Source organism: Rhizobium sp. S96, assembly GCF_030382195.1.
Lineage (GTDB): Bacteria > Pseudomonadota > Alphaproteobacteria > Rhizobiales > Rhizobiaceae > Rhizobium.
In genome coordinates this window covers 41,901-65,704 of sequence record NZ_JAUDRY010000014.1, presented here as the reverse complement: position 1 = coordinate 65,704, position 23,804 = coordinate 41,901, and the positions used below count along the sequence as shown (strand labels likewise).

The 23,804-nt window shown below is 61.3% G+C and carries 18 protein-coding genes; 16 read left to right on the top strand and 2 right to left on the bottom strand.

The annotated features are described in order from the left end of the window. The first annotated feature begins 3 nt into the window (after positions 1-3). The 7 genes from QTL94_RS17285 (at position 4) to QTL94_RS17255 (ending at position 9,614) form a co-directional block, all read left to right on the top strand. Positions 4-1,389 (top strand): ABC transporter substrate-binding protein, encoded by a 1,386-nt coding sequence (locus tag QTL94_RS17285; RefSeq protein ID WP_289802637.1) that lies wholly within the window; start codon positions 4-6, stop codon positions 1,387-1,389. 8 nt (positions 1,390-1,397) lie between these two features. Next, positions 1,398-1,784 carry a VOC family protein gene (locus QTL94_RS17280; RefSeq protein ID WP_244499447.1) on the top strand — a complete coding sequence of 129 codons (387 nt, stop codon included), beginning with the start codon at positions 1,398-1,400 and terminating at the stop codon, positions 1,782-1,784. Further along, the gene (locus QTL94_RS17275) at positions 1,784-3,859 is read left to right on the top strand and encodes an SUMF1/EgtB/PvdO family nonheme iron enzyme (RefSeq protein WP_289802636.1); all 2,076 of its coding nucleotides are present in this window, start codon (positions 1,784-1,786) and stop codon (positions 3,857-3,859) included. The genes QTL94_RS17280 and QTL94_RS17275 overlap by 1 nt, the downstream gene beginning before the upstream one ends. A 331-nt stretch (positions 3,860-4,190) precedes the next feature. Continuing rightward, positions 4,191-4,451 (top strand): YMGG-like glycine zipper-containing protein, encoded by a 261-nt coding sequence (locus QTL94_RS17270; RefSeq protein ID WP_083199321.1) that lies wholly within the window; start codon positions 4,191-4,193, stop codon positions 4,449-4,451. A gap of 337 nt (positions 4,452-4,788) precedes the next feature. Beyond that, positions 4,789-6,336 carry an AbgT family transporter gene (locus QTL94_RS17265; RefSeq protein ID WP_289802635.1) on the top strand — a complete coding sequence of 516 codons (1,548 nt, stop codon included), beginning with the start codon at positions 4,789-4,791 and terminating at the stop codon, positions 6,334-6,336. Between the two features lie 45 nt (positions 6,337-6,381). Beyond that, entirely contained in the window at positions 6,382-7,584 is a 1,203-nt protein-coding gene (locus tag QTL94_RS17260) for a M20/M25/M40 family metallo-hydrolase (RefSeq protein ID WP_502944146.1), read from the top strand. 194 nt (positions 7,585-7,778) lie between these two features. Beyond that, complete coding sequence (locus QTL94_RS17255; protein WP_289802633.1) at positions 7,779-9,614, top strand: SLC13 family permease; 1,836 nt, start codon at positions 7,779-7,781, stop codon at positions 9,612-9,614. 147 nt (positions 9,615-9,761) lie between these two features. Here QTL94_RS17255 and QTL94_RS17250 read toward each other — a convergent pair whose 3' ends face one another. After that, complete coding sequence (locus QTL94_RS17250; RefSeq protein WP_289802632.1) at positions 9,762-11,486, bottom strand: hypothetical protein; 1,725 nt, start codon at positions 11,484-11,486, stop codon at positions 9,762-9,764. 595 nt (positions 11,487-12,081) lie between these two features. Here QTL94_RS17250 and QTL94_RS17245 point away from each other — a divergent pair. Genes QTL94_RS17245 through QTL94_RS17215 form a run of 7 tightly spaced genes read left to right on the top strand, consistent with a single transcriptional unit; the run spans position 12,082 to position 17,607 of the window. Further along, positions 12,082-12,570 carry a Na+/H+ antiporter subunit E gene (locus tag QTL94_RS17245; protein WP_244499448.1) on the top strand — a complete coding sequence of 163 codons (489 nt, stop codon included), beginning with the start codon at positions 12,082-12,084 and terminating at the stop codon, positions 12,568-12,570. Next, on the top strand, positions 12,563-12,823 hold the full coding sequence (locus QTL94_RS17240) for an MrpF/PhaF family protein (RefSeq protein ID WP_065690746.1): 261 nt from the start codon (positions 12,563-12,565) through the stop codon (positions 12,821-12,823). The genes QTL94_RS17245 and QTL94_RS17240 overlap by 8 nt, the downstream gene beginning before the upstream one ends. A 5-nt stretch (positions 12,824-12,828) precedes the next feature. Further along, on the top strand, positions 12,829-13,080 hold the full coding sequence (locus QTL94_RS17235; protein ID WP_065690747.1) for a hydrogenase subunit MbhD domain-containing protein: 252 nt from the start codon (positions 12,829-12,831) through the stop codon (positions 13,078-13,080). Next, positions 13,073-13,417 carry a monovalent cation/H(+) antiporter subunit G gene (gene mnhG, locus QTL94_RS17230; protein WP_289802631.1) on the top strand — a complete coding sequence of 115 codons (345 nt, stop codon included), beginning with the start codon at positions 13,073-13,075 and terminating at the stop codon, positions 13,415-13,417. Before QTL94_RS17235 ends, mnhG begins: the two co-directional genes overlap by 8 nt. Continuing rightward, entirely contained in the window at positions 13,414-14,100 is a 687-nt protein-coding gene (mbhE, locus tag QTL94_RS17225; protein ID WP_065690749.1) for a hydrogen gas-evolving membrane-bound hydrogenase subunit E, read from the top strand. Before mnhG ends, mbhE begins: the two co-directional genes overlap by 4 nt. A gap of 19 nt (positions 14,101-14,119) precedes the next feature. Then, positions 14,120-14,488: a sodium:proton antiporter gene (locus QTL94_RS17220; protein ID WP_065690750.1), complete on the top strand. Its 369-nt coding sequence runs from the start codon at positions 14,120-14,122 to the stop codon at positions 14,486-14,488. Further along, on the top strand, positions 14,482-17,607 hold the full coding sequence (locus QTL94_RS17215) for a proton-conducting transporter transmembrane domain-containing protein (protein ID WP_289802630.1): 3,126 nt from the start codon (positions 14,482-14,484) through the stop codon (positions 17,605-17,607). The genes QTL94_RS17220 and QTL94_RS17215 overlap by 7 nt, the downstream gene beginning before the upstream one ends. A 32-nt stretch (positions 17,608-17,639) precedes the next feature. Here QTL94_RS17215 and QTL94_RS17210 read toward each other — a convergent pair whose 3' ends face one another. Beyond that, positions 17,640-18,803, bottom strand: coding sequence for an alpha/beta hydrolase (locus tag QTL94_RS17210; protein WP_065690752.1), 1,164 nt, complete (start codon positions 18,801-18,803; stop codon positions 17,640-17,642). Positions 18,804-19,491: 688 nt separating this feature from the next. Between QTL94_RS17210 and QTL94_RS17205 the strand changes: the two genes are divergently transcribed. Next, positions 19,492-20,589: an efflux RND transporter periplasmic adaptor subunit gene (locus tag QTL94_RS17205; protein ID WP_289802629.1), complete on the top strand. Its 1,098-nt coding sequence runs from the start codon at positions 19,492-19,494 to the stop codon at positions 20,587-20,589. Beyond that, a complete protein-coding gene (locus QTL94_RS17200) occupies positions 20,586-23,675 on the top strand; it encodes an efflux RND transporter permease subunit (protein WP_289802628.1) in 3,090 nt (1,029 codons plus the stop codon). Before QTL94_RS17205 ends, QTL94_RS17200 begins: the two co-directional genes overlap by 4 nt. Positions 23,676-23,804: the final 129 nt, after the last annotated feature.

Below are 23,804 nucleotides of genomic sequence, written 5' to 3'. Positions count from 1 at the left end.
ACCTTGGACACACTGACGATCAGCCTCGAGAAGGTGGATTTCCTTCCGCCGAACCGCGTAACGGACGATACCAGCGTCCTGACGCTGAAAAATCTCGTGTTTGAACCGCTCTTGAAATGGGAGAACGGCTTTGTGCGACCGGCTCTCTTTGAAAGCTGGAGCCATTCTGCCGACGGTCGGGAGTGGCGCTTCGTGATCCGCGACGGCGCGGCCTTTCACGACGGAAAACCCTGCGTCGCTGACGACATCCTGCAGTTTGTCAGTGGTATTCTCGATGCCGTCGATACATTCGGCATGAAATGGTCATACGCGCGTTATCTCGAACATGCCCGTATCACGGCCGACGACGACCATGTGGTGCGTGTTGAAAACCCCGAGCCGATTGCCGACATCCTCGACATCTTCTCCGAGTTCTACATTTGCCGTCTTGATTCCTCGGGATCGCCTGTTTTCGGTACCGGACGCTACCGTGTGACGGAGTTCGAAGCGGGCAAGCGCGCCGTACTGGAAAGGACAGACGGCAGATCAGGCCCGGCCCGGATCGTTGCTGTACCGGAGCGCCATGCAAACGCGCGCTACGACGCATTGAAGCGTGGCGTGGTCGATGCCGTGCTCAATCTCGAGCGGATCGACGAGCGGGTGGCCTTCGATGAGGACTTCGCGTGGGGCAGGGCCGTCAATACGCTGTCGGTCATGTACTATCTCAATTGCCAGCAAGGCATCTTCCGCTCGCCGGAGGCGCGGCTTGCCGTCAATCATGCGGTCGACACGGCTGTGATCGCAGACGAGATCTTCCACGGGCTGGCTGTTCCATCCTCCACGATCGTCAGCCCATTTCACCTCGGCGCGGCAAGGGCCCAGCTTTCGCCGATCGGCTATGATCCGGCAAAGGCGCGCGAGTTGCTGGAGGGTGTTGATGCAAGCGAGACCATTCGGCTGCGTACGCCGACCTTCATGCCGGAACGGGCGCCCGAGGTAAGCCGCTTCGTGGCCGCAGCGCTCGAGGCGGTCGGGCTGAAAGTCGAAATTGAGACCGAGCTCGATCGTCCAGAATACGCCCGACAGATTGGTCGCAAGGAAATGGGCGACATGGCGATTTTCGATTCCTCGCCACATAGCACCTACCGTATCCTGAACGATAAGATCTCCAGCAAGACGAAAGCTGTTTGGTGGCAGGGCTATTACGATCCGCAGACGGAGGCGCTGATCGAGGCGGCCAATCAGGCTGTCGATGACGAAGCCCGGGACGTCGCCTATGCACGCTGCCTGACGCGGCTTCACCAAAATCCGCCCTGGCTATATCTGGTCCATCCTGTCGACGTCTTTGCCGCGCGCAGAGGTATCGGCGGCCTTTCGATCGACCACAAGGGCACCCTCAACATCCGCTAGAGCAGGACATGACGATGGAAAAAGACTACTCGATCACCTTCTTCTACTATGAAGATATTCATGCGGTTGCACCGTTTTACGAGAGCGTGCTCGGCCTCGAACTGGTGCTCGACCAGGGGCTTGCACGTATCTATCGCATCGCTGGCAAGTGCTATTTCGGGATTGTCGATGGCAATCGCGGTCACCTGAAGCATCAGGAAAAAAGTGCCGTGCTGCTGACCATCGTCGCTCAAGATGTCGAAGGCTGGCACAAGCGGATGAAGGACGCGGGTGTCACGGGGCTGTCGGAGATCTTGCGCGGCACTTACTGCGAGCACTTCTTCTTCGAGGATCCCGCCGGCTACGCCATCGAGATCCAGCGTTTCCACAATCCAGATGTGGCGAAGCTGTTCTGATGAGCGCCGGGCCGACGATGACGCTCGCGGAGTTGCGCGAAAGGCTCTTTTCAAAAGCCGAGGACCATGGCCGAGCGGCGCTGCTGGCGCTGCCGGACGGTTCGGTGGCTGATCTCCGAAGCGGCTATATTCCACTTCTCGTCAACTTCAGCTTCGAGGACAAGGCGGCCAAGGGATTGCGAAAGCTGAAGGATCAGGCTGCTCCTGAACCTGCCGTGTACTTCTCGGCGCTTGAGATGGCCCGCGATCATGCGTCACTGATACTCACCGGCGAGACAGGCAGCGGCAAGACGAGTTTCGCGCGTCATCTGGCGCTGGCAGCGGCCGGTGGGCGAACGGTGCCCGGCGAGGTGCCACGCAACGATCTCGGTGCCGTGCATGACGAGGGGTGGGAGATGGGAGACATCCTGCCGCTTTACCTCTCGGTCAAGGCCGGTGCGAGCCTTGCCGAGTTGGTGGACGACGCGCTGCCCGGGTTGGAAAGCCTGCTCGCCACCAGCGCATGGACGAACTCGGAAACGAGCCTCCTGGTGATCCTCGACGGTGTCGAGACTGCAGGCGAGCATGGTCCCGAACTCCTGAACCAAGCGCTGGCGTTCCAGGCGCGCTATCCCCGCATCCGGTTGCTTGTGCTCGGAGAACACTCGGTCGTCAAAGGCTGGGCCTTGCCATCGTCCTTCACGCGCTACGATCTGCTGCCGCTTCTCAAGGCGCAGCGGCGAGCCGCCGCGGATCGGCTTGCCGGTATTGATCTCGATGAACGAGGAATCGCGCTCGGCGAAGCTGCCGGCAACCCGGCGCAGTTTGCCATGGCGCTCACGAGCGGTGACCACGGGCAAACCGCGGAAGGCATTGTCGACCGATGGCTGGCCAAAGTCGCCGGCGATGCGCAGACGGCCACGTTTCTCTGCGGTCTTGCCTTCGACGCGCTTGCGGGAAAGCTGGAGGATGCTGAGCTCTTTCCTGTCCTCCGTATACGCCAACTGCTGGCGGCGCGGCATTTGATTTCGTCGCCGGCTGAAGCAGCTGTGGCGGCATTTCGCTCAGGTCCGGACCTTTGGGCGCCAGTACTTCGCAGCCTTGCCAGGCGGCTTGCAGGATCCGATGCCGCAAACGCTCTGGTCGGAGCGCTTGTCAGTGGAACCGGTGACGAGGTGCTTCGTGGTGCGCTCCTTGCCGCGGAGTTGCAGACGGAACCGGGATCTCTCAGAAACCGCATAGCCGCGCATATCCACGCCATTATCGACCGGGGTGTCTTGTCGGCACCGGAGCGCGAGAAGGCTGGTCGAATTCTGTCCGTCTGGGGCGATCCCCGTGATCTCGAGGCCCTGGCAGATGTCCCCGCCGGTCGCTTCACCTTTGGCTCGAATACCCATCCGAACTCGGCGCCGCCTCATATGGTCGAGGTTCAGGCCTTTCGCATCGGCCTCTATCCGATGACCAATGCCGCCTACGGTGTTTTCGTGCGCGAGACCGACCGGCCCTGGCGCAGTCCCGACGGCTTCGCTGAGGACCGTCGCAACGCGCCCGCAACCGATCTCACTTGGCATGATGCGCGCGCCTATTGCGATTGGCTTACCGACCGTTGGCGCAGGGAGGGGCGGATCAGCGCCGAGGAGATCGTGCGGCTCCCGACCGAGCCTGAATGGGAACGGGCCGCGCGCGGCGACCAACCGGATTTCGGTGATGAGACGATCGTCTATCCCTGGGGTGCGGCGTGGATGGCCGACGCCGCCAACTCGGAGGAGGCCGGGTTCAACAATACCTGCACGGTTGGTCTTTTCCCGAAAGGCCGGTCTGCCTATGGCTGCTACGACATGACCGGGCAGGTCTGGGAGTGGGGCACGACGTTGTGGGGCGAAGACATGGCGGCGCCGAGCTTCCAATATCCTTATCGCGACGATGGCCGAGAGGCGACAGACGCGCCGGCAGCAATCCGCCGTGTCCTACGCGGCGGTTGCTTCTCGAGCAACCGACTGAAGGCGTGCTGCACTTATCGCGGCAGCCTTGAACCTGATGGCTTCTGGCGCGGCAACGGCTTTCGCATCGTTGTCGGCAAAACCCAGCCAGTATGACGCTGACGGGATCCCGAAGACCGCTCGCCCAAATGCATGGCGAGCGGACGGGCGCATCGATATTGAGCTGCGCCTTATCCATTTTGAGTGAAGTCCCTCTCAAGGGATTGTTTTTATTTCCGATTGTCTGGTGTGGTGCTGCGGCGCTTTTGTAGCTTCGCTAAGTCTCTTGCGAGCGATGATCCTTGCTATGCTCCTGCATCGCTTGGAGAAATTTGAACTCAGAGCTTACTTTCTGGATTCTATGCCGATCACAGAGTGTCTTCGGCAATCCTATACTCTTTAGGGATGGCGCCATTAAATTTCATTATGCGCCACATGAGGAGACACAATGAAGAGGTTGATTCTGTTCTCATTGGCCGGCTTGGCGCTAGCAAGCTGCACGCCCACCCAACAGGGTGCCGGTATCGGTGCGGCCACCGGTGCCGTTGTTGGTGGCGCCGTCAGGAATGACGTTCGCGGTGCGGCGGTCGGCGCTGCGATCGGCGGTGTATCTGGCGCCGTGATCGGCAATGTAGCGGGACGACCGGGCCAGTGCGAGTTCCGGGATCGCAACACCGGTCGCACTTATGTAGCGGCTTGCCCACGTTGAGATGATGCCTGGCCGCTTGCGGCCGCGCAGCTTTTGTCGTGCTCTGGTCGGGTTAGGGATTCTGCTGGGGGTCGGCTTTTGCAAACGCGGTGCGCAGCCGGCACGGCGCGGGACGTTTTCAGCTAGTCTTAAAAAGCAATGGAATGGTTGGCGCATTGCATGAAGCTCTGACGGCGCTCGATGCCCGGCCAATCCGGTCGAGCACAGTCCGGCGCAGCTGACCGTCATTGCAGGCATGACTATCCGGTATTCGACGCCTTTTCAGAACATACGCTCATTCGAACCTCAATTCTAATGCCCTCGGGGCGCAATCCTTTGGTTCAATTGGAGGCAGGACATGGCCAATGCCAATGTCGCATCAAAGACCACGATGCAGCGGTTTCTCGACGGCGTCGAGAAAGTCGGGAACATGGTTCCACACCCTGTGGTCATCTTCCTGATCCTGATCGGCATCGTCATCGTTCTATCGGCCGTGCTCGGCGCCTTCGGAGCGGCGGTCAGCTATGAGCGCATCAACCCCGATACCCACGCGGTTGAGCAGGCATCGACGGCTATACGCAGTCTGCTGAACATCGAGGGTATCCGCTTCATGTACTCCTCGCTTATTCCCAACTTCATGAGCTTTACGGCTGTGGGGCTGATGATTGCGGCGATGATCGGTGCCGGCGTTGCCGAAGAATCGGGGCTTGTCACGGCCCTGATCCGCAAGCTCGTCATTGTCTCACCAAGCTGGGCGCTGACCTACATTCTTGCTTTCGTCGGTATCCTTGCCAGTATCGCGGCTGATGCCGGCTATCTCGTTCTGATCCCGCTTGCCGGCGTTGCCTATCTGGCTGTCGGGCGGCATCCGCTGGCCGGCCTCGCGCTCGGTTTTGCGGCTGTGGCCGGCGCCTTCACGGTGAACATGCTGATCAAGCCGCTCGACGCCGTGCTGGTTGAGTTCACCAATGACGCAGCTCACCTCGTCGATCCGAACCGGTCAATCGGTCTGGCCTCCAACCTCTGGTTTTCCATTGCTTCGGTGCTGTTCTTGACGGTGATCATCGCCTTCATCACCGACCGCATGATCGCACCGCGGCTCGGCACCTACGATCCGGCCGCTGCCGAAGGTGGCGTCCAGAACCAGGGGGCAACGCTCTCCGAACAGGAATCGCGCGGACTGCGCTTTGCACTGTTCGGCTTGATCGGTCTCCTCGTGGTCTTCCTGTTCCTGACGCTGCCGAGCGGTGCGCCGTTGCGCAATCCGGATACCGGCGAACTGATCGGCAACTCGCCGTTCATGAACGGGCTGATCGCGCTGATCATGCTGATCTTCCTGGTGACCGGTTGGACCTATGGTATCGGTGCTGGCACTCTGAAAACGCTGGCGGAAGTGATCGCGGCGATCGAAAAATCGATCAAGAACATGGGCGGGACGATCTTCCTGTTCTTCGTCCTCAGCCAGTTCGTCGCCTACTTCACCTACACCAATATCGGCACGGTCATGGCACTCAGCCTGTCCGGCGTGCTGCAGGCAGCTAACATCGGTGCGCTGCCGCTGCTGATCGGTTTCATCGTCGTCGTGGCGATCATCGATCTGCTGCTGACGGGGGCGATTGCAAAATGGGCGATCTTCGCGCCGGTTTTCGTGCCGCTGCTGATGAAACTCGGCGTCGAGCCGGAAGCTGTGCTGGCCGCCTATCGCGTCGGGGATTCGCCGATGAACGCGATCACGCCGCTCAACGCCTACTTCGCGCTCGTCGTCGGCTTCGCTCAGAAATACGACAAGTCAGCCGGCGTCGGCACCATCGTATCGCTGATGCTTCCCTATGTAGTGCTGATGTTCGTGCTGTGGACCGGTCTCTTTGCGGTCTGGAAGGCCATTGGTCTGCCTTGGGGCCTGTAACTGCAGCCCTGAACGAAACAAGATGCAAACAATCGGATGGATAACATGAGCAACACCTCAATTCCTCTCGACGTCGCTGCGGCGGAAGAACATCTCATGCGCTTCCTCTCGGTGGAAGGTATTACCGGGCAAGAGAAGAACATCGGTCTTGCCGTCGTCGATGCCCTGAAGAAAATCGGCGTGCCGGAGTCCGCTATTCGCTTTGACGACGTCAACAAGCGCATTCCGCTGCCGACGGAAACCGGCAACCTGATCGTCGACATTCCCGGAACGCGGCCGGGACCGAGGCTGCTTTTCTCGACGCATCTCGACACAGTGCCGCTCTGCGCCGGTGCCAAGCCGCGGCGCGAGGGCGACCGTATCGTATCGGATGGCACGACGGCACTTGGCGGCGATGCGCGCACAGGTGTTGCCCTTCTGGTCGTCGTTGCCGAGACGCTGATCAAGAACAAGTTGCCGCATCCGCCGATCACCCTGCTGTTTACCGTGCGCGAGGAAAGCGGCCTGCACGGCGCACGCGAGCTCAATCCTGCCGATCTTGGCGGCGCGGCCATGTGCATCAACGTTGACGGCCAGATGGCATCGGAGCTGATTATCGGTGCCGTTGGCCAAGAGAACTGGGAAGTCGAAATCACCGGCCGCGCCTCGCACGCCGGCGTGGCACCCGAGAAGGGCATCTCGGCCACGATGGTCGGAGCCATGGCCCTGGCCGAAGCGCGCCGGGCCGGCTGGTTCGGCAAGGTCGTGAAGCCGGATGGTCGTGGCACGAGCAATGTCGGCATCTTCGGTGGAAAGGACAACAAGCCCGCAGGCGACGCCACCAACGTCGTGACCGACTATGCCTACCTGAAAGGCGAAGCGCGCAGCCCGGAATCCGTCTTCGCGACCAAGATTGCCAACGGATACAAGGAGGCCTTCGCGAAGGCTCAGGCCGAGGTGACTGCCGACAACGGCGACACGGCAGAGGTGAAATTCAGCCAGGTCGCGTCATATCCGCCGTTCGAACTCGGCAAGGATACGCCGGTTGTGAAACGCGCCACCAAGGCGCTGAAAACCCTCGATATCGAACCCGTCTATGTCTTTTCAAATGGCGGGCTGGATGCAAACTGGCTCGACAAACACGGCGTTCCCACCATCACCATCGGTGCAGGCCAGGCCGAGATCCACACGATCAAGGAATATGTGAACCTGAAGGAATACGAGAAGGGCTGCCGGATCGGCGTGCTGATGGCAACGCTGGAGGACTGACAGCCTGCCGGCCCTCGCTTCGCGGCCGTGGGCGATGAGGTCGGGTTTGGACGAATGATATCAAAACGCCCCGCCTGGGGCGCCGGGTCAACGACGCGGAAATTTCATTGCGGGGGTGAACGCGGCGGCGCTGGCCGGCGCGTTGGCCGGTGGTTTTGAAAGGGCTCGAGCGGGCCAAATAAGGAGCGGCGCGATTGAGCCCTATAGCATACACAGCCACCATCATTGCGGTTGCCGTCGTTCTGTTCGTGTGGAACAAGCTGCCGGTCGTCTTCGTGGCCATGCTGACTGCGCTGGCGCTATGGGCAAGCGGCGTTCTGACAATTGGCCAGGCACTCGGCGGCTTTGGCGACCCCGCGGTGATCTTCATTGCCTCACTTTTCGTCGTCAGCTCAGGGTTGGAGGTCACCGGCGTTACCGCCTGGGCCGGCCAGCTTTTGATCCGTGGCGCGGGTGAGGAGAGCCGGGCCCGTCTTCTGATCCTGACGATGGTACTGGTGTCGCTGCTCACAGCGCTTATCAGCGTCAATGGCGCTGTTGCGGCCCTTCTGCCCGTGCTTGTGGTCATCGCTGTCCGTCTAAAGCGGAATTCGTCGCAGCTGCTCATGCCGCTGGTGTTTGCCGCACATGCGGGCTCGATGCTCGCATTGACGGGCACGCCGGTGAATGTGCTTGTGTCTGAGGCGGGTCTGGATGCTGGTGTCGGTGGCTTCGGCTTCTTCGAGTTTGCTCTTGTCGGCGTGCCGTTGCTGGCCGGAACGATGGCGATCATCGTGTTGTTTGGAAAGCAGCTTCTGCCCGAGCGCAACGGTGCGACGATGCCGGCCGATTTCAGCCGCCACGCAAAAACGCTGGTCGAGCAATATGGGCTTGCCAGTGGCATCTATCAGTTGCGCGTGCGTGCGAGCTCACCGTTTGTCGGCACTGCTGCGTCGGCAGTCGATCTCTCCACACATCCGGGGCTGCAACTCGTTGCAATCCAGGAAGGGGAAACGGCCGGGCCGCTCCGCCGTCCCAATGTCGGCGAGGGGGATCACTTTCTGGTGCGGGGAGATGCCGAGACGGCCGCTGCCTTTGCGACCCGCATGCACCTGGCCTTCCGTGACGAGCAGACCGATGGTCAGGGGGAAGGCACCTTGTTCAACCGCAGTTCGGGCCTTGCCGAAGTCGTCATCCCGCCGCGCTCCGGTCTGATCGGCCAGAGCGTTTTCCCCGGCATGGTCACCGAAAGCGGCGACCTGATCATCCTCGCTGTACAGCGCGCGAGCGCCGAGATTGCGGCCGCCAACGCGACCAAGGACAAGGGCGGCATCGTCCTTCAGGCCGGCGACACGATGCTGTTGCAAGGGACCTGGAAGGCGCTCGATGTTCACCTCGACGATCCTGATGTTCTGGTGGTCAATTCGCCGGAACTCGTACGCCGGCAGGCGGTGCCCCTTGGGCCCGGCGCACGCCAGGCGATCGTCATCCTGCTCGCCATGGTTCTGCTTCTCGCAACGGGTGTCGTCCCGCCTGCCGTGGCGGGTCTTCTCGCTGCCGGGGCGATTATCCTGTCGGGGATCATGAGCGTCGAACAGGCCTATCGCGCGGTCGGCTGGACGACCGTGATCCTCGTCGGTGCGATGATGCCGCTGTCGACGGCGATGGTGCAGACCGGGGCGGCAAAGCTGATGGCCGAGCACCTCGTGAATTTCGTTGGCGACGCCGGTCCTATCGCCTTGCTCGCCGGTCTCTTCGTGCTGACCGCTATCATGGGGCAGCTCATCAGCAACACCGCGACTGCGCTGATCGTCATTCCGATCGGTGTCGCAGCGGCGACGGCGATGGGGATCTCGCCGCGTCCCGTGCTGATGAGCACGGCGGTGGCCGCTGCGGGCGCGTTTCTGACACCGATTGCGACCCCGACAAACCTGATGGTTATGGGACCGGGCGGTTATGCCTTCAGCGACTACTGGAAGCTCGGCCTGCCGTTGTTGATCTGGTTCTTCGTCGTGTCGGTATTCCTCGTACCGTTGATCTGGCGCTTCTGAGATTGCAGACCGCGTCCGGGCGGTTTGCATACGCCCAGGCGTGCGATCGCGCCGCTCTTGGCGGTCAGTCTGAGATCAGGCGCGCAGCGCCTTCTTGATGAATATGGGCGATCACGCGCCGCCGCATAGGGCGGCGCTGCAGCGGGGCTATTGAGATTTCACCAGCCCGGAGAACCCTGCCACCGCCAAGAGGCTCAGGGCCCAGCCGATGATCGACTGCAGGAAATAGTATTTCAGGGTGAAGGTGCCGTTGGGCTTGAGCGAGTCTGGCCGCCAGTATTCCTTCTGTCCGATCGAAGCCACCGGCAGCAGCACGTCCAGCGAGTACATGAAGGCGTTGAACTCAGGATAGCTCGCGGCTTCCGGCTGGCTGCGGAAACAGGTCAGCTGATCCTGGCCGATCTCTGCGCGTCCTGCCAGGTCCTGTCCGCTCGTCGGCATGAAGCGGCTTTCCGTCCGGGGCAGATCGCACATCGTCCACTCGGGCGAACGCAGCACGACGGGGCTGTTCGGCTTCATCGCCCCGGTATTGTAGGCGACGGCGAAAACGGCCGTACCGGCCGCCCAGAAAACCATCATCCACACCAGCGCCAAAAGCGGCTGGCGGCCATAGCGAAGGGTAACCGCAAGGATCGCGTCGCTGGCCGCAAGCGTCGCCCGCAGGGCCGGGTTTTTGGCCCGGCCGCGGCGAGCGCGTCGCTGCAGCCGTTCCTTGGTGATCAGCACCGCGCGGGCGTCCTCGTCATGACCCATTTCCCGCAGCACCGTCGCGAGATGCTCGTAGGGCTGCGGCCAGAAATCCGCCTTCCAGCGATCGGGGGTCTGGCGCGATAACCAGTCGAGCCGGCTGTCAGCATCGACCGGGCCCCCGATGAATGCGCCGTACCGGCAGCGGTTCAGGAGCAGATCGCCGGTTTGCGGCCAGCTTGCCTGTTCGTCGTCTATGGCGCCGATCGTCGTGGCGGTCAGGTCGAGAGTTCCGATGACCGACGCATTCTGGCGCAGGAAAAAGGCGCCATCGATGGTGGTGCGGTTGAGCCGCAGCGCATTGCCGCCCGGTTGCGAAAGCGAGGCCGCGGTGCAGTCGACGTCACCGCCGAAACGGGCACCGAGAAAGCGCGCCTCGCCGATGATCGTTGCGCCGCGCAGCGCCAGATCGCCGCCAGCGACAACGGCGTCGCCGTTCAACGCGACCTCGCCAGGGCGCTCGATCCGCGCGCCGACAGCGTTGACATCGCCACCGAGACGAACGCCCGAGAGATTGATGCCGCCCCTGATGTCAGCACCGCGCAGCAGGACGCCGCCGCGGGCCTCCAATCCATCCGCTTCGATGACGATCCCACTGGGCCAGCTGATCGAAGCGCCGTCCGCCTCGATGTTGCCGCCGCTCCGCGCGCTCGAGAGGCGGATTTCGCCCGTGACGGTGGCGCCGCGCAGCGAAAGGCATCCGCGGGCCTCCAGTCTGTCAGCCTGCAGTCCTGGTAACGCCGAGCCATCGAGGAAGAGGTTGTCGATGACGGCGGAGCGCAAGACAGGTGGGGCTTCGAAGTGGCAATCCTTGAGGCCGATGTCGCGGGGAATCCGGCACCCTTCAAGGTCGAGAATGCCTGATATCCAGGCGCCGCTCAGCCTCAATCCCTTTTCATGCAGCCGGTAGCCATCGTTGCCGAGGATGAGATAGCGCAGCAGTTCGGCGCGCACAGTCCGCTCCGCGTCGATCTTCTCCGGACGCAGGCCGTCCCCTAACCTGTCAAAGTCCCCCAATTGCAGATGTGCAACCACCTTTGCTTCGGCCGCGCTGAGCGGGTGAAACTCGGCAAGGCTGGGCGCAACGGGAATGGCGGGTTGAGACTGCGGGATTTTTTCATTCATGAGCTGGCCATCCATTCAGCCACAACCAGCGATGCTGCCTTAAGACGATGGCGTCGAAGAGAGATCGACCGGACCCAGGCGTCAGCCGGTTGGCCGTGGCGACTTGGCATTTCATATGCTCATTCACCTCCACCATTGCGTCGCGAAATGCGCCTCTCCGCAACGCAAGCGCGGCAAACCACTGCCGCAAGCGACGCCCAAATCGCGCATCCAGCCAGGAAGGATTTGGCGCTCCTCATGCTGCAGCCTGGATTTCCCGCCGCAGGAATGATCCATCCAGTGATTGATTTCGCCGTTTTACATGCAGGTCAAGAGGTTATGCCGAAATCCATCGCACAGCGACGGTATGCAGGACAAGAAGCATAACTTCTGGATTCAATGCCGATCACAGGGCGCCGTATGCGGTGCTAAGCTACCGCTATAGTTCGTCAAACCTGTTTCGCGGGGCGGAAAGGGCGGACCAGAACGGGCGGGCAGGGGGATTCATGAGGTAAGCTTGCCTGCCCGGACTGAGTGCTGACACTCCACCGTCATCCGTCGAAAGCCTGCGCCCATGCCAGAAGACCATGCAACATCGCAGCCACGGCGATCGGGATTGCCGCAAAGCCTCCTCTTCCTCTGGGGTTTTCTCTTTATTGTCTGGCTGGTGATAAATTCGTCGATCGAGTTGCCGATTGCTGCTGTCGGCGCGCTGGTCTCCTTTGTGCTGGCTGCGATCTTTGTGCGCCGTGGTGATGTCTGGCGGATCGCGGTGACGCCAGCAAAGATCTTTCATTTCGTCGCCTACACCGGCGTTTTCCTGGTCGAGCTGGTGAAGGCGAACATCAACATGCTGCGCTATGTCTATGCGCCGCGTATCGATATTCACCCTGGGATCGTGAAGGTGAAGATGCCACTCAAATCGCCGATCGGGCGGCTGGCGCTTGCCAATTCAATCGCGCTTACGCCCGGGTCGCTGGTGATGGACCTCAGAGGCGATGCGCTCTTCGTTCACTGGCTCGACGTCAAGACGACCGACACGGAGATGGCGACACAGATGATCATCGGGCCGTTCGAGAAGCATTTGGGAGAGGTGTTTGGCTGAGATCATCCTGCGGATCGCCGTCGTCCTGATTTTTTTCAGCATCGTCTTCGGTGTGGTGCGGCTCGTGATTGGTCGCACGGCGATCGATCGAGTGGTGGCCATCGACATGCTGACGGTCGTCACGATCTCGCTGATTGCGCTCTATGCCCACATATCCGGGCGTTTCGTCTATATCGACGTTGCTCTCGTCTATGGACTTCTGAGCTTCCTGGCTGTTCTCGCGATCGCTCGCTTTCTGGAAAAGGGGCCGTAACAGCCATGCTCGAGATGCTGATCCTGTTGGTATGCGGCAGTATCCTGGTTAGCGGCGTGCTGGCCGTCGTGCTCAGCAATCTCATGGCAGCAATGGTGAGCGCCGGCCTCGCAAGTCTGTTTGCAGCAGCATCCTATGTGCTCTTGGCCGCACCTGATGTTGCGATGGCCGAGGCTGCGATCGGCTCCGGCCTCGCGACGCTCATTTTCCTCTATGCGATCCGCAAGACCCGCGGCGCGGGAGCGGCCGATGAGTGAGCTGATCGGCAGCATCGTCATCCTCGTTGGCGCTTTTTTCCTCTTTTCGGCGGGTGTCGGTTTACTGCGCATGCCCGATGTTTTCACGCGTATTCAGGCCGGCACGAAGGCGTCGACGCTCGGCAATATCCTCGTACTTGCCGGCCTCGGGATCTATCACCCGGACTGGTCGTTAAAGCTTCTGATCATTGCGTATTTCGTACTGCTGACCAATCCGCTGTCGTCGCATGCCCTGTCGCGGGCCGCCCACGCAATTCGTGCGCCGATGGCGGCGACCACCGTGGTGGATGCTCTACGCGATGAAAATGACGGCGGCGTTGAAGAGGGTTCACGATGAGGCGCGCATTCAGCCTGCTCGCCGTCCTGGCATTCGGCGTCATCTTTGCGGGACTTGTTGGAGGTTATGACGAGCGCCAGACGCTCTCCGCTCTGGCCGTGCACTATCTGACGCAGGTGCCGTTGGATCTTGGCGCGCCCAATGTCGTTACCGGAATTCTGATTACATTTCGCGGCTTTGATACGCTCGGGGAAGTCGCGGTGCTGTTCATGGTGGCGGCGAGCGTCGGGCTTCTGCTGGCCGATGATATCGACGAGGAACGCCGACCTATGGCCGCGCGCCGGGGACCGAGCGAGTTGGTGCGGAATGGCGCGGAAGTGGTGCTGCCTCTGATCTTCCTGTTCGGCGCCTATGTAATCATGAACGGCCATTTGTCGGCCGGCGGCGGGTTCCAAGGGGGCGCGGTCGTTGCCTCTGGAGTCATGCTTCTCATGCTCGCCTATCCCGCGGGACTGATCCACCACGGGTTCCTGAGCATCACGGAGTCGCTCGCCGGCGTGTTCTACGTCTTGATCGGCATTTTCGGCATCGTCTTCGGCTTGGGGTTCCTCGACAGTCACATCCTGCCGCGCGGCAATTTCGGGACACTGTTCAGCGCCGGGGCGATCCCGCTGATATCGGCGCTCCTCGGCATCAAAGTCGGCGCGGAATTGAGCGTCATAATCGATCGGTTTCGGAGCTGAGGCGGGAGATAGGAGCGTCATGGGGCTGCCAATATCGGAGATCCTTCTCGTCACGGGATTCCTGCTCGTTCTCATCGGCTTCTGGGGCATGTTGAGGCACCGGAACATATTGCGCATCATCATCGGCTTTTCGCTGATCGATACCGGCATGCATATCGTCTTGGTGGCGACCGGCTATGTCACGGGGGGAACCGCACCGATCATCGATGAAGCGCTAAGCAAGGCAGATGCCGCGGTGCGCGCCGTCGATCCCATTCCCGCGGCGCTTGTCGTGACCGCGATCGTCATCGGCTTCTCTGTTACCGCGATCATGCTCTCCTTCGCGATCCGGCTTCACGCCGTCAGCAAGACCCTCTCGATCGATGCCCTGACGGAGTCTAAATGGTAGATAGCCTTCTTCAGCCGCTGACCATTTTCCTGCTCGGCCTCGGTGGGGGCTTTCTCATTCCTCTGCTCTACCGCATCGCCAAGCCGTTGCCCGCGGTGGGATTCGTCGTCGCGCTGGTGGGGATGACCGTCATTTCATGCGTCTGCCTGTGGCGTGTCCATGACAGCGGGGCGCCCATCGAGATACTGACCGCAGGCAGTGTGCCGCCGTTCTCAATCAATCTGCGCTTCGGCGTGTGGGAAGGCTTCTTCTCAGTCTGCGTCAACATCGTTGCTGTGCTCGGCGCCTGGCATCTTTGGGAGCGGCTGCGCGGGAGCTACCCGGCACTGTTGCTCTACCTGATCCTGATCATGGGCATCAACGGCATGATCATGACCCGCGACCTCTTCAACCAGTTCGTCTTCCTCGAGATCATGTCGATTGGGACCTATGGGCTCCTTGGGCTCGAGCGGACTCCCTCGGCGCTCGCAGCGAGCTTCAAATACATCATGGCAACCGTGCTTGCCTCCTCTTTTTTCCTGCTGGGCGCCGGGCTTCTCTATCATGTAACCGGCACCCTCAATATCGACGGAATGATTGCGAACCGGGCAGCAATCACTGGACCGATCGGCACGACAGCACTGCTGTTCGTGCTTGCTTGCCTGGTGCTGGAGCTGAAGCCGTTCCCGGCAAACGGATGGGGACTGGATGTCTACGAGACGGCGCCGAGCGGCGTCGCGGCGCTTGTATCGGTCGGTGTATCGGCCGGCGTGTTCTTCACGCTTTTCAAGCTGTTGCCGCTCTTTGCCGATCATCTCGGAATCCTCGTCGTGTCGGGCGGGGTGACCTTTCTTCTGTCCAATCTCGTCGGGTTGACCCAAACCAGCGTGCAACGAATGCTGGGTTATTCCTCGATCGCGCAGATGGGCCTGCTGATGCTGGCGCTCGCGCTGCTCCACCAGCTTGGCGCCGAACCGTCGCTGCCGATGGTGGTCGGTGGGCTCTTCATCAATCACCTTTTTGCGAAAGCTGGCCTGTTCTGGCTTGCCGGCATTGTCGAGCGCCGCGAAGTCGCGGGCTGGTCCGATCTTGCCGGCAATCGGCTTGCACTTTCCATTCTTGCGGTGTTCGTCGTCGCGATTGCCGGTCTGCCGCCATTTCCGGGATTCTGGGCGAAGTGGGAACTGGTGATGCAGGCGGCGGCTGGCGGGCGATATGTCTGGATAGCGGTCGTTCTTGTTGGGTCGCTGCTCGAGGCAGCTTACATGTTTCGCTGGTTCAAGCAGGCGACGCGCCCGATGCCGACCCAAGCAGGCAGCAGTTTGCCGCTGAACAGCGAATTGCTCATCCGTCCTGCCTTGACCAGATTGGTGCCGGTGATCGTCGGCGCGATCTTGCTGTTTGCGAGTGGGTATGCTGCGGCAGCGATCGCAGGCGTCGCGTCAGTGTGGATCGTGGCCCCGCTTTGCGTCGGTGGCCTCCTTTACCTTCTTGATGGGCTTGGCGGACGGGTCAAGTGCATCCTGATGCTGGCTGCCGTGATGATTGTCGGCCAGTGGATCATTGCCGATATGGTGGGCCTGAGCCGGCTCTTCGCCGTCCTACTGTTCGCGGGCAGCCTGGTCATCGCCTTTGCCAGCCTGTATCGCGCCGATTCTCGGCCCGGCTTCTATCCGATGATGGCGATCCTGCTGTTGTCGATCGCCAGTCTGCTGCATGCGGCGACCAGTCTCGAGTTCTTCTTCCATTGGGAGATCATCACGCTCGCGTCGTATTTCCTGATCGCCCAGCGATCAGGAGCCCACCCTTACGTGCTGCAGTTTCTGCTGTTTTCGCTGGTGTCGGCCTTTTGCCTGCTTGCCGGCTTCGGCATTGCTACCAGCGCCAACGGGAGCGGGACCCTAGCGGCATTTGCCACCGCTGGTCCGGCTGCGGCGCCGGCCTTCCTGTTCCTGGCGATCGGATTTCTGATCAAGGCCGGCGCTGTTGGCGTGCATGTCTGGCTGCCCGGTGCTTATGCGGAGGCGGATGACGATCTGTCCGCCATGCTTTCGGCAGTTATCAGCAAGGTCGCGGTCTTCGGCTTGTTCATGGTGACCTATCTCGCCATTCGCTCCGAAGTCGGGCTCGAGATGGCGCATGTCATGGGTTGGATCGGACTGCTGACGACGCTTGCCGGCGCGGTCATGGCATTTCAGCAAAGCGATCTGAAGCGAATGCTCGGCTACTCCAGCATGAGCCAGATCGGCTACATCATCACGGCGATCGCCTTGATGAGCCATCTCGGCTGGGTGACGGCCTTCTACCTCGTCGCCAATCACCTGATGGTCAAGGGCATCCTCTTTCTTGCGGCAGCCGCCGTGGTCCTGAGGACGGGCACGCGGCTGTTTGATGAAACAGGGGGGCTGGCCAAACGGATGCCGCTCACCTTCGTGTTGGTGGTCATCGCGCTCATCTCGATGTCAGGGCTGCCGCCGCTCGCCGGTTTTGGTGGGAAATGGCTGCTTCTAAGCGCGATGGTCGACCGGGGCTGGTATGGCCTTGCGATCGGTGGCCTGCTCGCGACCTTTATTGGCTTCCTCTACATGTTCCGCTTCGCCTATTCGATCTTCCTGGGGAAAAGAAGCGCGGAGCATGATCAAGTGGCGGAGGCGCCTTTGGCGATACTGCTTCCCCAGTTCGTTCTGGTCCTGGCGATCTTCCTGCTGTCGTTCTTCCCAAAGCTGGTCATGGATCCGGTATCGGCCGCGATCGATCCATACTTCGCCTCGACCCTGGTCTGGCAGGGCATGTCGCTGGAGACCATCTATGGCTATTGGAACCCCGTGCCGGTCATGGCCATCAGTGTGGCGGTCGCGGCATTGTTGCTGGGGCTCTTCCTCCTGATCTACCGAAGCGGGCGAGGGCGCTCTGTGCCCATCAGCACCGCACATTTCTATGGCTTCTATCGCGCGGCATTTGCGCCACTCGTCACACCCGTTGCCAATTTCATCTGGGATGGCGTCTGCACTCTGACCACGGGAGCGGCGGGAGTTGTTCGCCGCATCTACACCGGCAACGGCCAGACATATGCATTGCATGTGCTCTACTACGTCATTGCCGTGTATCTGCTTGGCACGCTCGGTCTTCCGGCGGGATAACCAAGTTCGCCGCCAGCTCGGACGGCATCACGCTATTGTCCGGCTGCGGCCTGTGCCAGGCCGCCGATAATGCGGCTCGGTAGGAATATCACCAGGGACGCTGCACCCTCGATGACGGACGCGCCGTCGGCGAGCATCGTCTGGCCGGCCGGTCCCTGATCCTCCCGCAGCACGCTACGCACCAGGGCATCGTTGTTCACCACCTCCATCAACGTTGGTGAACTGGCGAAGACATTATGCCGGCCGCCATCAATGTCGGACACATCGATGACTGCGATATCTCTTTTCTGCAGGATCGCGACCTCGGAACCACTACCGACGCGCGGGTGGCCACCCGCCAAGCGCCGGGAGATTCCGAGCGCGCGATCGCGCCGCGAGACGAGAATCGTGAATGGTCGCGGGATATCGCCGATATCGTCAAGTTGGCTCAAGAACACGTCGACGTCGATGTCGGGGGCGGCCAGCACCACGCCGCCCAGGCGCTTCAGCGTGCCGGTACGGCCCCGGAGAGCCAGATCGCGCAAGGCTTCGGTGACGACATAGGCGCCCATCGAGTGGCCGACCACGACAATTCTCTTCGCGTTGGTCTCCGCGGCGATTTCGATCGTTTCAGCAAGTCCACGCCGGCCCACAAGCGCGCTGTCGCGGTCGAAGACATACAGCGGGATCGACGCTCCCGAGGGCCAGGCATAATGGAGCGCGACCGACTTGACGTTGTAGTCGTAGACGATCTGGGCATTGCGGAAGACGCTGTCGGCGAAGTTGTTATTGTAGCCGTGCACGAAGATGAAAATTTCGCGATCTTCGGGCGCGCGCTGGGCCAGCGCCGCATTCAATTGCCGAATGAACTCTTGTCGTTGCGCGATCGGCTGGTAGGTCCGCGCCGAAAAATGCCGACTGGGATCGGGCACGCGCCCGCTTTTCTCGACGCGTCCGGGAACGTGGTTCTGTGGAATGCCGATGTCGAGTTTCGCGAAGTTCAGTATTTTGGAACGCTCTGCCGAATATGGCAGCGAAAGATTGTCGGATCGGGCGCGCGTGGTGGCAACGTAGATCGGGACGGTCGCGCGTGGCCCCGCTGTCGATGCAGACGAGGCCGGAGATGCCGTCGGCAGGCCGAGCACGGCGCGAGGTCCCCCACAGCCGACCAGAGTCAGTAGCACGATTACAATAACCGACAATCGTATTGGTGACATGGCTTGGCTTAATTCCCTGGCAAGCTCTTCAAATCGGTGATCGGCAAGACATCTCGCAGACAGTCGGTTCGGATCGCTCACCCGGGTTGCATTGGGCGAAGCACGCCGCAGTTCTAAGCTATCTCCAGCGAGTCCGGAAGATGAATTCCGGAGGTATTGGCGGTATTTAGCATTTCGTGGCCGGCGGGCGACAGAATGTGAATGTCTCGCTCCTACGCCAGTAGATATCGCTTAAACAATAGACTGCTAAAATCTGGACGGTAGGCCTGTTTGCGGGATTCTATGCTGATCACTTCGCTTCTTGAACCGCTCTATAGTTCTTAAAGGAGCACTGCGCCTTCGGGTTCCCGGGACGGCGCACGCTGATCCGGGCGTTTAAGGGAGCATCGTCACTTGGGTTCCTACTCAGGACTTCTAGCGTTCGCGTCGATCACCGGGACCTATGGATTGACGAATAGCGAGCGCGTTCCTTCGCCTCGTCTTTTCGCCATTGCGACCGGATCGCTGAGGCTATCCCTTATGAGGCGGGCCGCCGCGGGAGGGAGCTTGCAGCGAGCCACTAAGTGGACGCGAAAAGCATCGATTCGTGGCAAAAAATGCATTTATCCAATTGATTCTATTTCATTTCCGCAATCGTCCACGCGGGGCACCGTGTCGGCGCGTCGATAAGCATTCGGGGGAACAACCCATGAAAATACGCCTTGCTGCATCAAAATCCCATGCAATGTCCGCCGCTGTTCTGGCCGCCTTTATCCTTGCCGGGTGCCAACGAGAGGACGAGGCGGGGGAGCGCCCGCCACGACCGGTCAAGACCGTCGCCGTTTCGTTCAATCCTGAGGATACCTACGGATCGCTGGTCGGCGAAATCCGGCCGCGAACCGAGACCAGCTTCAGCTTCCGGCAGGGCGGAGAGATCAGAGAGCGCGATGTCGAGGTGGGTGACCTTGTCGAAGCCGGCACTGTTCTCGCACGCCTCGATACAGAGGATGCGCAGGATTCTATGCGGAAGGCCGAAGCGAATCTGTTTGCTGCGCAGGCTCAGTCCCAGAACGCCGAGACCGAGCGGGCGCGGCAACAGCAACTCTATCCCCGCACCTCGACCCGCCAGGCTTTTGATGCGGCAATTGCGCAGGCGAGCACCGCGCAGGCCGGCGTTGATGCCGCCCAGGCTGCTCTGCGGATCGCCCAGACGAATCTCGACAATCGCGTGCTGAAGGCAAATGCTCCCGGCGTTGTCACCGCGGTTGGGGGCGAGGTTGGGCAGGTGGTTGGCGGCGGGCAGATGGTGGTCCGCGTGGCCCAACTTGGCACGCGCGATGCCGTCTTCCAGGTGCCGGAGGCAACGATCCAGAGCACCGGTGGCGAGGCGCGTGTCGAAGTGCAGCTTCTCAGCAATCCCAACGTGAAGGCGACGGGGTCGGTTCGTGAAATATCGCCGACGGCCGACCCGATAACGCGCAACTTCACGGTGCGGGTCGGACTTGACACCGCGCCCGACGAATTCCGTTTCGGCAGCGCCGTGCGCGGCACTATACGGCTATCCGGAGAGCCGGCAGCACGGTTGCCGACTACCGCGCTGTTCAATCAAGGTGACCGCAGCGCCGTGTGGGTCGTCGATGCCGCCAGCAAGACGACCAAGCTCGTGCCGGTCGAGGTGCATCGCTTCGATACGAAGGATTTCCTCGTGACCAAAGGTCTGTCGAGCGGAGACAACGTCGTCGTCGCCGGGGTGCAGCAGCTTCGCCCGGGCATGCCGGTCCGCCTGCTTGAAGGAAGCGCCGAATGAACGAGGGCTTCAACCTATCGGGCTGGGCGATCCGTCGACAGAGCCTCATCATCTTCCTGGTTGTCCTTGCGGCGATCGCCGGTGTGATTGCCTATATCAATCTTGGTCGTGACGAGGATCCCGAGTTTACCTTCAAGACAATGATTGTCTCGGCCGGATGGCCGGGCGGTACGATCGAGCAGACGACCGACCAGATCACCGATCGGCTCGAGCGGACGCTGGAAGAGGTTCCGCACCTCGACAGCCTGCGCAGCGTGACAACGGCTGGCCAGTCGATTGTCTACGTGACGCTGGACGATTCGACGCCCCCGGATCAGGTGGGTGAGTCCTGGTATCAGGCCCGCAAGAAAGTCGGCGATATGGTGTCGACGCTGCCGGCCGGCGTGCGCGGGCCGTTCTTCAACGACGACTTCGGCGACACCTTCGGTATCATCTATGGTTTCACGTCGGATGGCTTCAGCGATCGCGAGGTGCGCGATTGGGCTTACGAGGCGCGAAACCGTCTGCTGAAGCTCGACAACATCGGCAAGGTTCAGCTGATCGGCACGCAGGACGAGACGATCTATATCGAGTTCTCGACCGAACGGCTGGCAAGTCTTGGCCTCAGCGCGGCGACAGTGATCGGCACGATACAGGCGCAGAACGCCGTTCTGCCCGCCGGCCTTATCACATCAGCGCAGGATCGCACGATCCTGCAGGTCTCCGGCAGCCTTTCCGACGAGACCACGCTGCGGCAGCTGAATATTCCAACCGCGTCCGGGTTCGTGCGTCTCGGCGATATTGCCAGCGTCGTGCGGGGAACGGTCGATCCGCCTCAGCCGCGCTTCCGGATCAAGGGCAAGCCCGCGATCGGCATTGCCATTTCAATGGCATCCGGCGGCGACATTCTGCAGCTCGGTCAGAATATCGACGCGACGATGCAGAAGTTCGAGGACGACCTGCCGATCGGCATCGAGGTGACACATGTCGCCAGCCAGCCGGCAGTGGTCAAGACCGCGATCCGTGGCTTTACGACGTCACTGGCTCAGGCCGTGGTGATCGTTCTTGGCGTCAGCTTCCTCGCGCTCGGTGTGCGTGCCGGCATCGCCGTCGCCGTCTCCATTCCGCTCGTCCTCGCCCTGACCTTCCTGTTCATGGACATTACCGGCATCGCGCTCCAGCGTGTTTCGCTCGGAGCGCTGATTATCGCGCTGACACTGATGATCGACGACACGATGGTGACCGTCGAGACCATGATGGCGAAGCTCGAGCAGGGCTATGAGCGCATCAAGGCGGCCTCGCATGCCTATACGTCGACGGCATTTCCGATGCTGGCGGGAACGCTGGTGACGATCGCCGGTTTCATTCCGGTCGGCTTTGCCAGCAGCTCGTCGGGCGAGTATGCGCGATCGCTCTTCCTGGTGATCGGCTTCTCGCTGATCGTGTCCTGGCTGGTCGCCGTCTTGTTGACGCCGATCGTCGGCCTTGCCGTTCTCAAATCAGGCACGGCGACGGGCGAGAAGCAGGACGGCGCACTGCTGCGCGGATTCAAGAACGTTCTTTATGCCTGCATGCGGATGCGTCTCGTCGTTGTGCTCGCCACCGTCGCCTTGTTTGCGCTGGCGCTCGTCGGATCAACGGCGATGAAGCGGCAGTTCTTCCCGGCATCCGATCGGCCCGAGCTGATATTGCAGCTGACGCTGCCGCAAAGCGCATCGCAGGAGGCCACGGCGGCTGAAGTGTCGAAAGCCGAGGAGGTGCTTGCCGCTGACGAGGACGTGGCCGACTGGAGCTTCTATATCGGTTCCGATCCCGTTCGCTTCTATCTGTCGATGGATCTGCAGGCACCGGCGCCTTCCCGTGCGCAGGCGGTGGTGATCGCCAAGAGCGTCGGGGCGCGTGATGCGTTGCAGGCACGCCTTCAGAAGGCGCTCGACGAAAAGCTGCCTGACATCATCGTGCGCGTATCGCCGCTGGAAATGGGACCGCCGGTTGGCTGGCCCGTGCAATATCGCGTCACCGGTTCCGACATTCCCGGGGTTCGCAACGTCGCCTGGCAGGTCGCGGATGCTATCAGCAAGGTGCCTGGCGTGGTTCAGCCGAACCTCGACTGGAACGAACCTGTCCGCAAGATCGTCATCAACGTCGACCAGGATCGTGCCCGGCTGGTGGGGCTGAATTCGTCGGTGATTGCCCAGACGCTCTTTGCGACAGCATCCGGCGTTCCGATCACCCAGGTACGGGACTCGATCTACCTGATCAATGTCGTTGCCCGGTCGACTGCTGAGGAGCGAGTCGATATCAGCACGATCCGTTCGCTGCAGATCCCGGTCGGCCCCAATCACACGGTGCCGCTCTCGAGCATCGCGACGATCGACTATCAGACCACGCAGCCGGTGATCTGGCGCCGCGACGGTTCGACGACGATCACCGTTCAGGCGGATACAGCGGAAGGCGTGTTGGCTGCCGGTGTTGTTGAGGCGGCAGCCGGCAAGATCGATGAGGTGCGCAAGGCCAATCCGCGTTACCAGATTGAGGTTGGCGGTGCGGTCGAGGGCGCGGAGGAGGGGCTGGCGTCGGTTGTTGAAATGCTGCCGGTCATGGCGATCATCATCCTGATCGTGCTGATGTTCCAGCTGCAAAGCGTCCAGCGTCTGCTGCTCGTCATCAGTGTCGTGCCGTTGGGATTGATCGGTGTCGTCCTGATCATGCTGATCACCAACACGCCGGTGGGTTTCATCGCGGTGCTCGGCATGATCGCGCTGATCGGCATGATCACCCGAAACTCGGTGGTGCTTATCGACCAGATCGACATCGCGATCGAGGAGAAGGGCAGGACGTGGCAGAGCGTCATCGATGCGACCGCCCATCGTCTGCGCCCGGTCTTCCTGACTGCGGGATCGACAGTCCTCGGAATGCTGCCGATCATCCGCGATCCGTTCTGGTCGCCACTAGCTTTCACGGTGATTGGGGGACTGGTGGTCGCGGCGGCATTGACGCTGATCTTCCTGCCGGTGCTCTACGTGCTGTGGTTTCGCATTCCCGCAGACGCCGAGCCCGAAAAGGCCAAGGCGGACGCGGCTGAGCCTGCCGCCGCCAAGGCATAATAGCTCTTCCGGTGGTGTGCCCGATATCTTCGGTGTTCCCGCTATCTCATTGTCCGTGACCGGTTTTTTGGTCACGGACATCCGACCGTTGCCTGATAGGGGCGGCAAAAGAAAGAGACGCAATGCCAA

Coding starts and splice junctions, on each gene's coding strand:
- QTL94_RS17280 (WP_244499447.1), top strand. CDS start 1,398: ATGACGATGGAAAAAGACTACTCGATCACCTTCTTCTACTATGAAGAT.
- QTL94_RS17275 (WP_289802636.1), top strand. CDS start 1,784: ATGAGCGCCGGGCCGACGATGACGCTCGCGGAGTTGCGCGAAAGGCTC.
- QTL94_RS17270 (WP_083199321.1), top strand. CDS start 4,191: ATGAAGAGGTTGATTCTGTTCTCATTGGCCGGCTTGGCGCTAGCAAGC.
- QTL94_RS17265 (WP_289802635.1), top strand. CDS start 4,789: ATGGCCAATGCCAATGTCGCATCAAAGACCACGATGCAGCGGTTTCTC.
- QTL94_RS17260 (WP_502944146.1), top strand. CDS start 6,382: ATGAGCAACACCTCAATTCCTCTCGACGTCGCTGCGGCGGAAGAACAT.
- QTL94_RS17250 (WP_289802632.1), bottom strand. CDS start 11,486: ATGAATGAAAAAATCCCGCAGTCTCAACCCGCCATTCCCGTTGCGCCC.
- QTL94_RS17235 (WP_065690747.1), top strand. CDS start 12,829: ATGCTCGAGATGCTGATCCTGTTGGTATGCGGCAGTATCCTGGTTAGC.
- mnhG (WP_289802631.1), top strand. CDS start 13,073: ATGAGTGAGCTGATCGGCAGCATCGTCATCCTCGTTGGCGCTTTTTTC.
- mbhE (WP_065690749.1), top strand. CDS start 13,414: ATGAGGCGCGCATTCAGCCTGCTCGCCGTCCTGGCATTCGGCGTCATC.
- QTL94_RS17220 (WP_065690750.1), top strand. CDS start 14,120: ATGGGGCTGCCAATATCGGAGATCCTTCTCGTCACGGGATTCCTGCTC.
- QTL94_RS17215 (WP_289802630.1), top strand. CDS start 14,482: ATGGTAGATAGCCTTCTTCAGCCGCTGACCATTTTCCTGCTCGGCCTC.
- QTL94_RS17210 (WP_065690752.1), bottom strand. CDS start 18,803: ATGTCACCAATACGATTGTCGGTTATTGTAATCGTGCTACTGACTCTG.
- QTL94_RS17205 (WP_289802629.1), top strand. CDS start 19,492: ATGAAAATACGCCTTGCTGCATCAAAATCCCATGCAATGTCCGCCGCT.
- QTL94_RS17200 (WP_289802628.1), top strand. CDS start 20,586: ATGAACGAGGGCTTCAACCTATCGGGCTGGGCGATCCGTCGACAGAGC.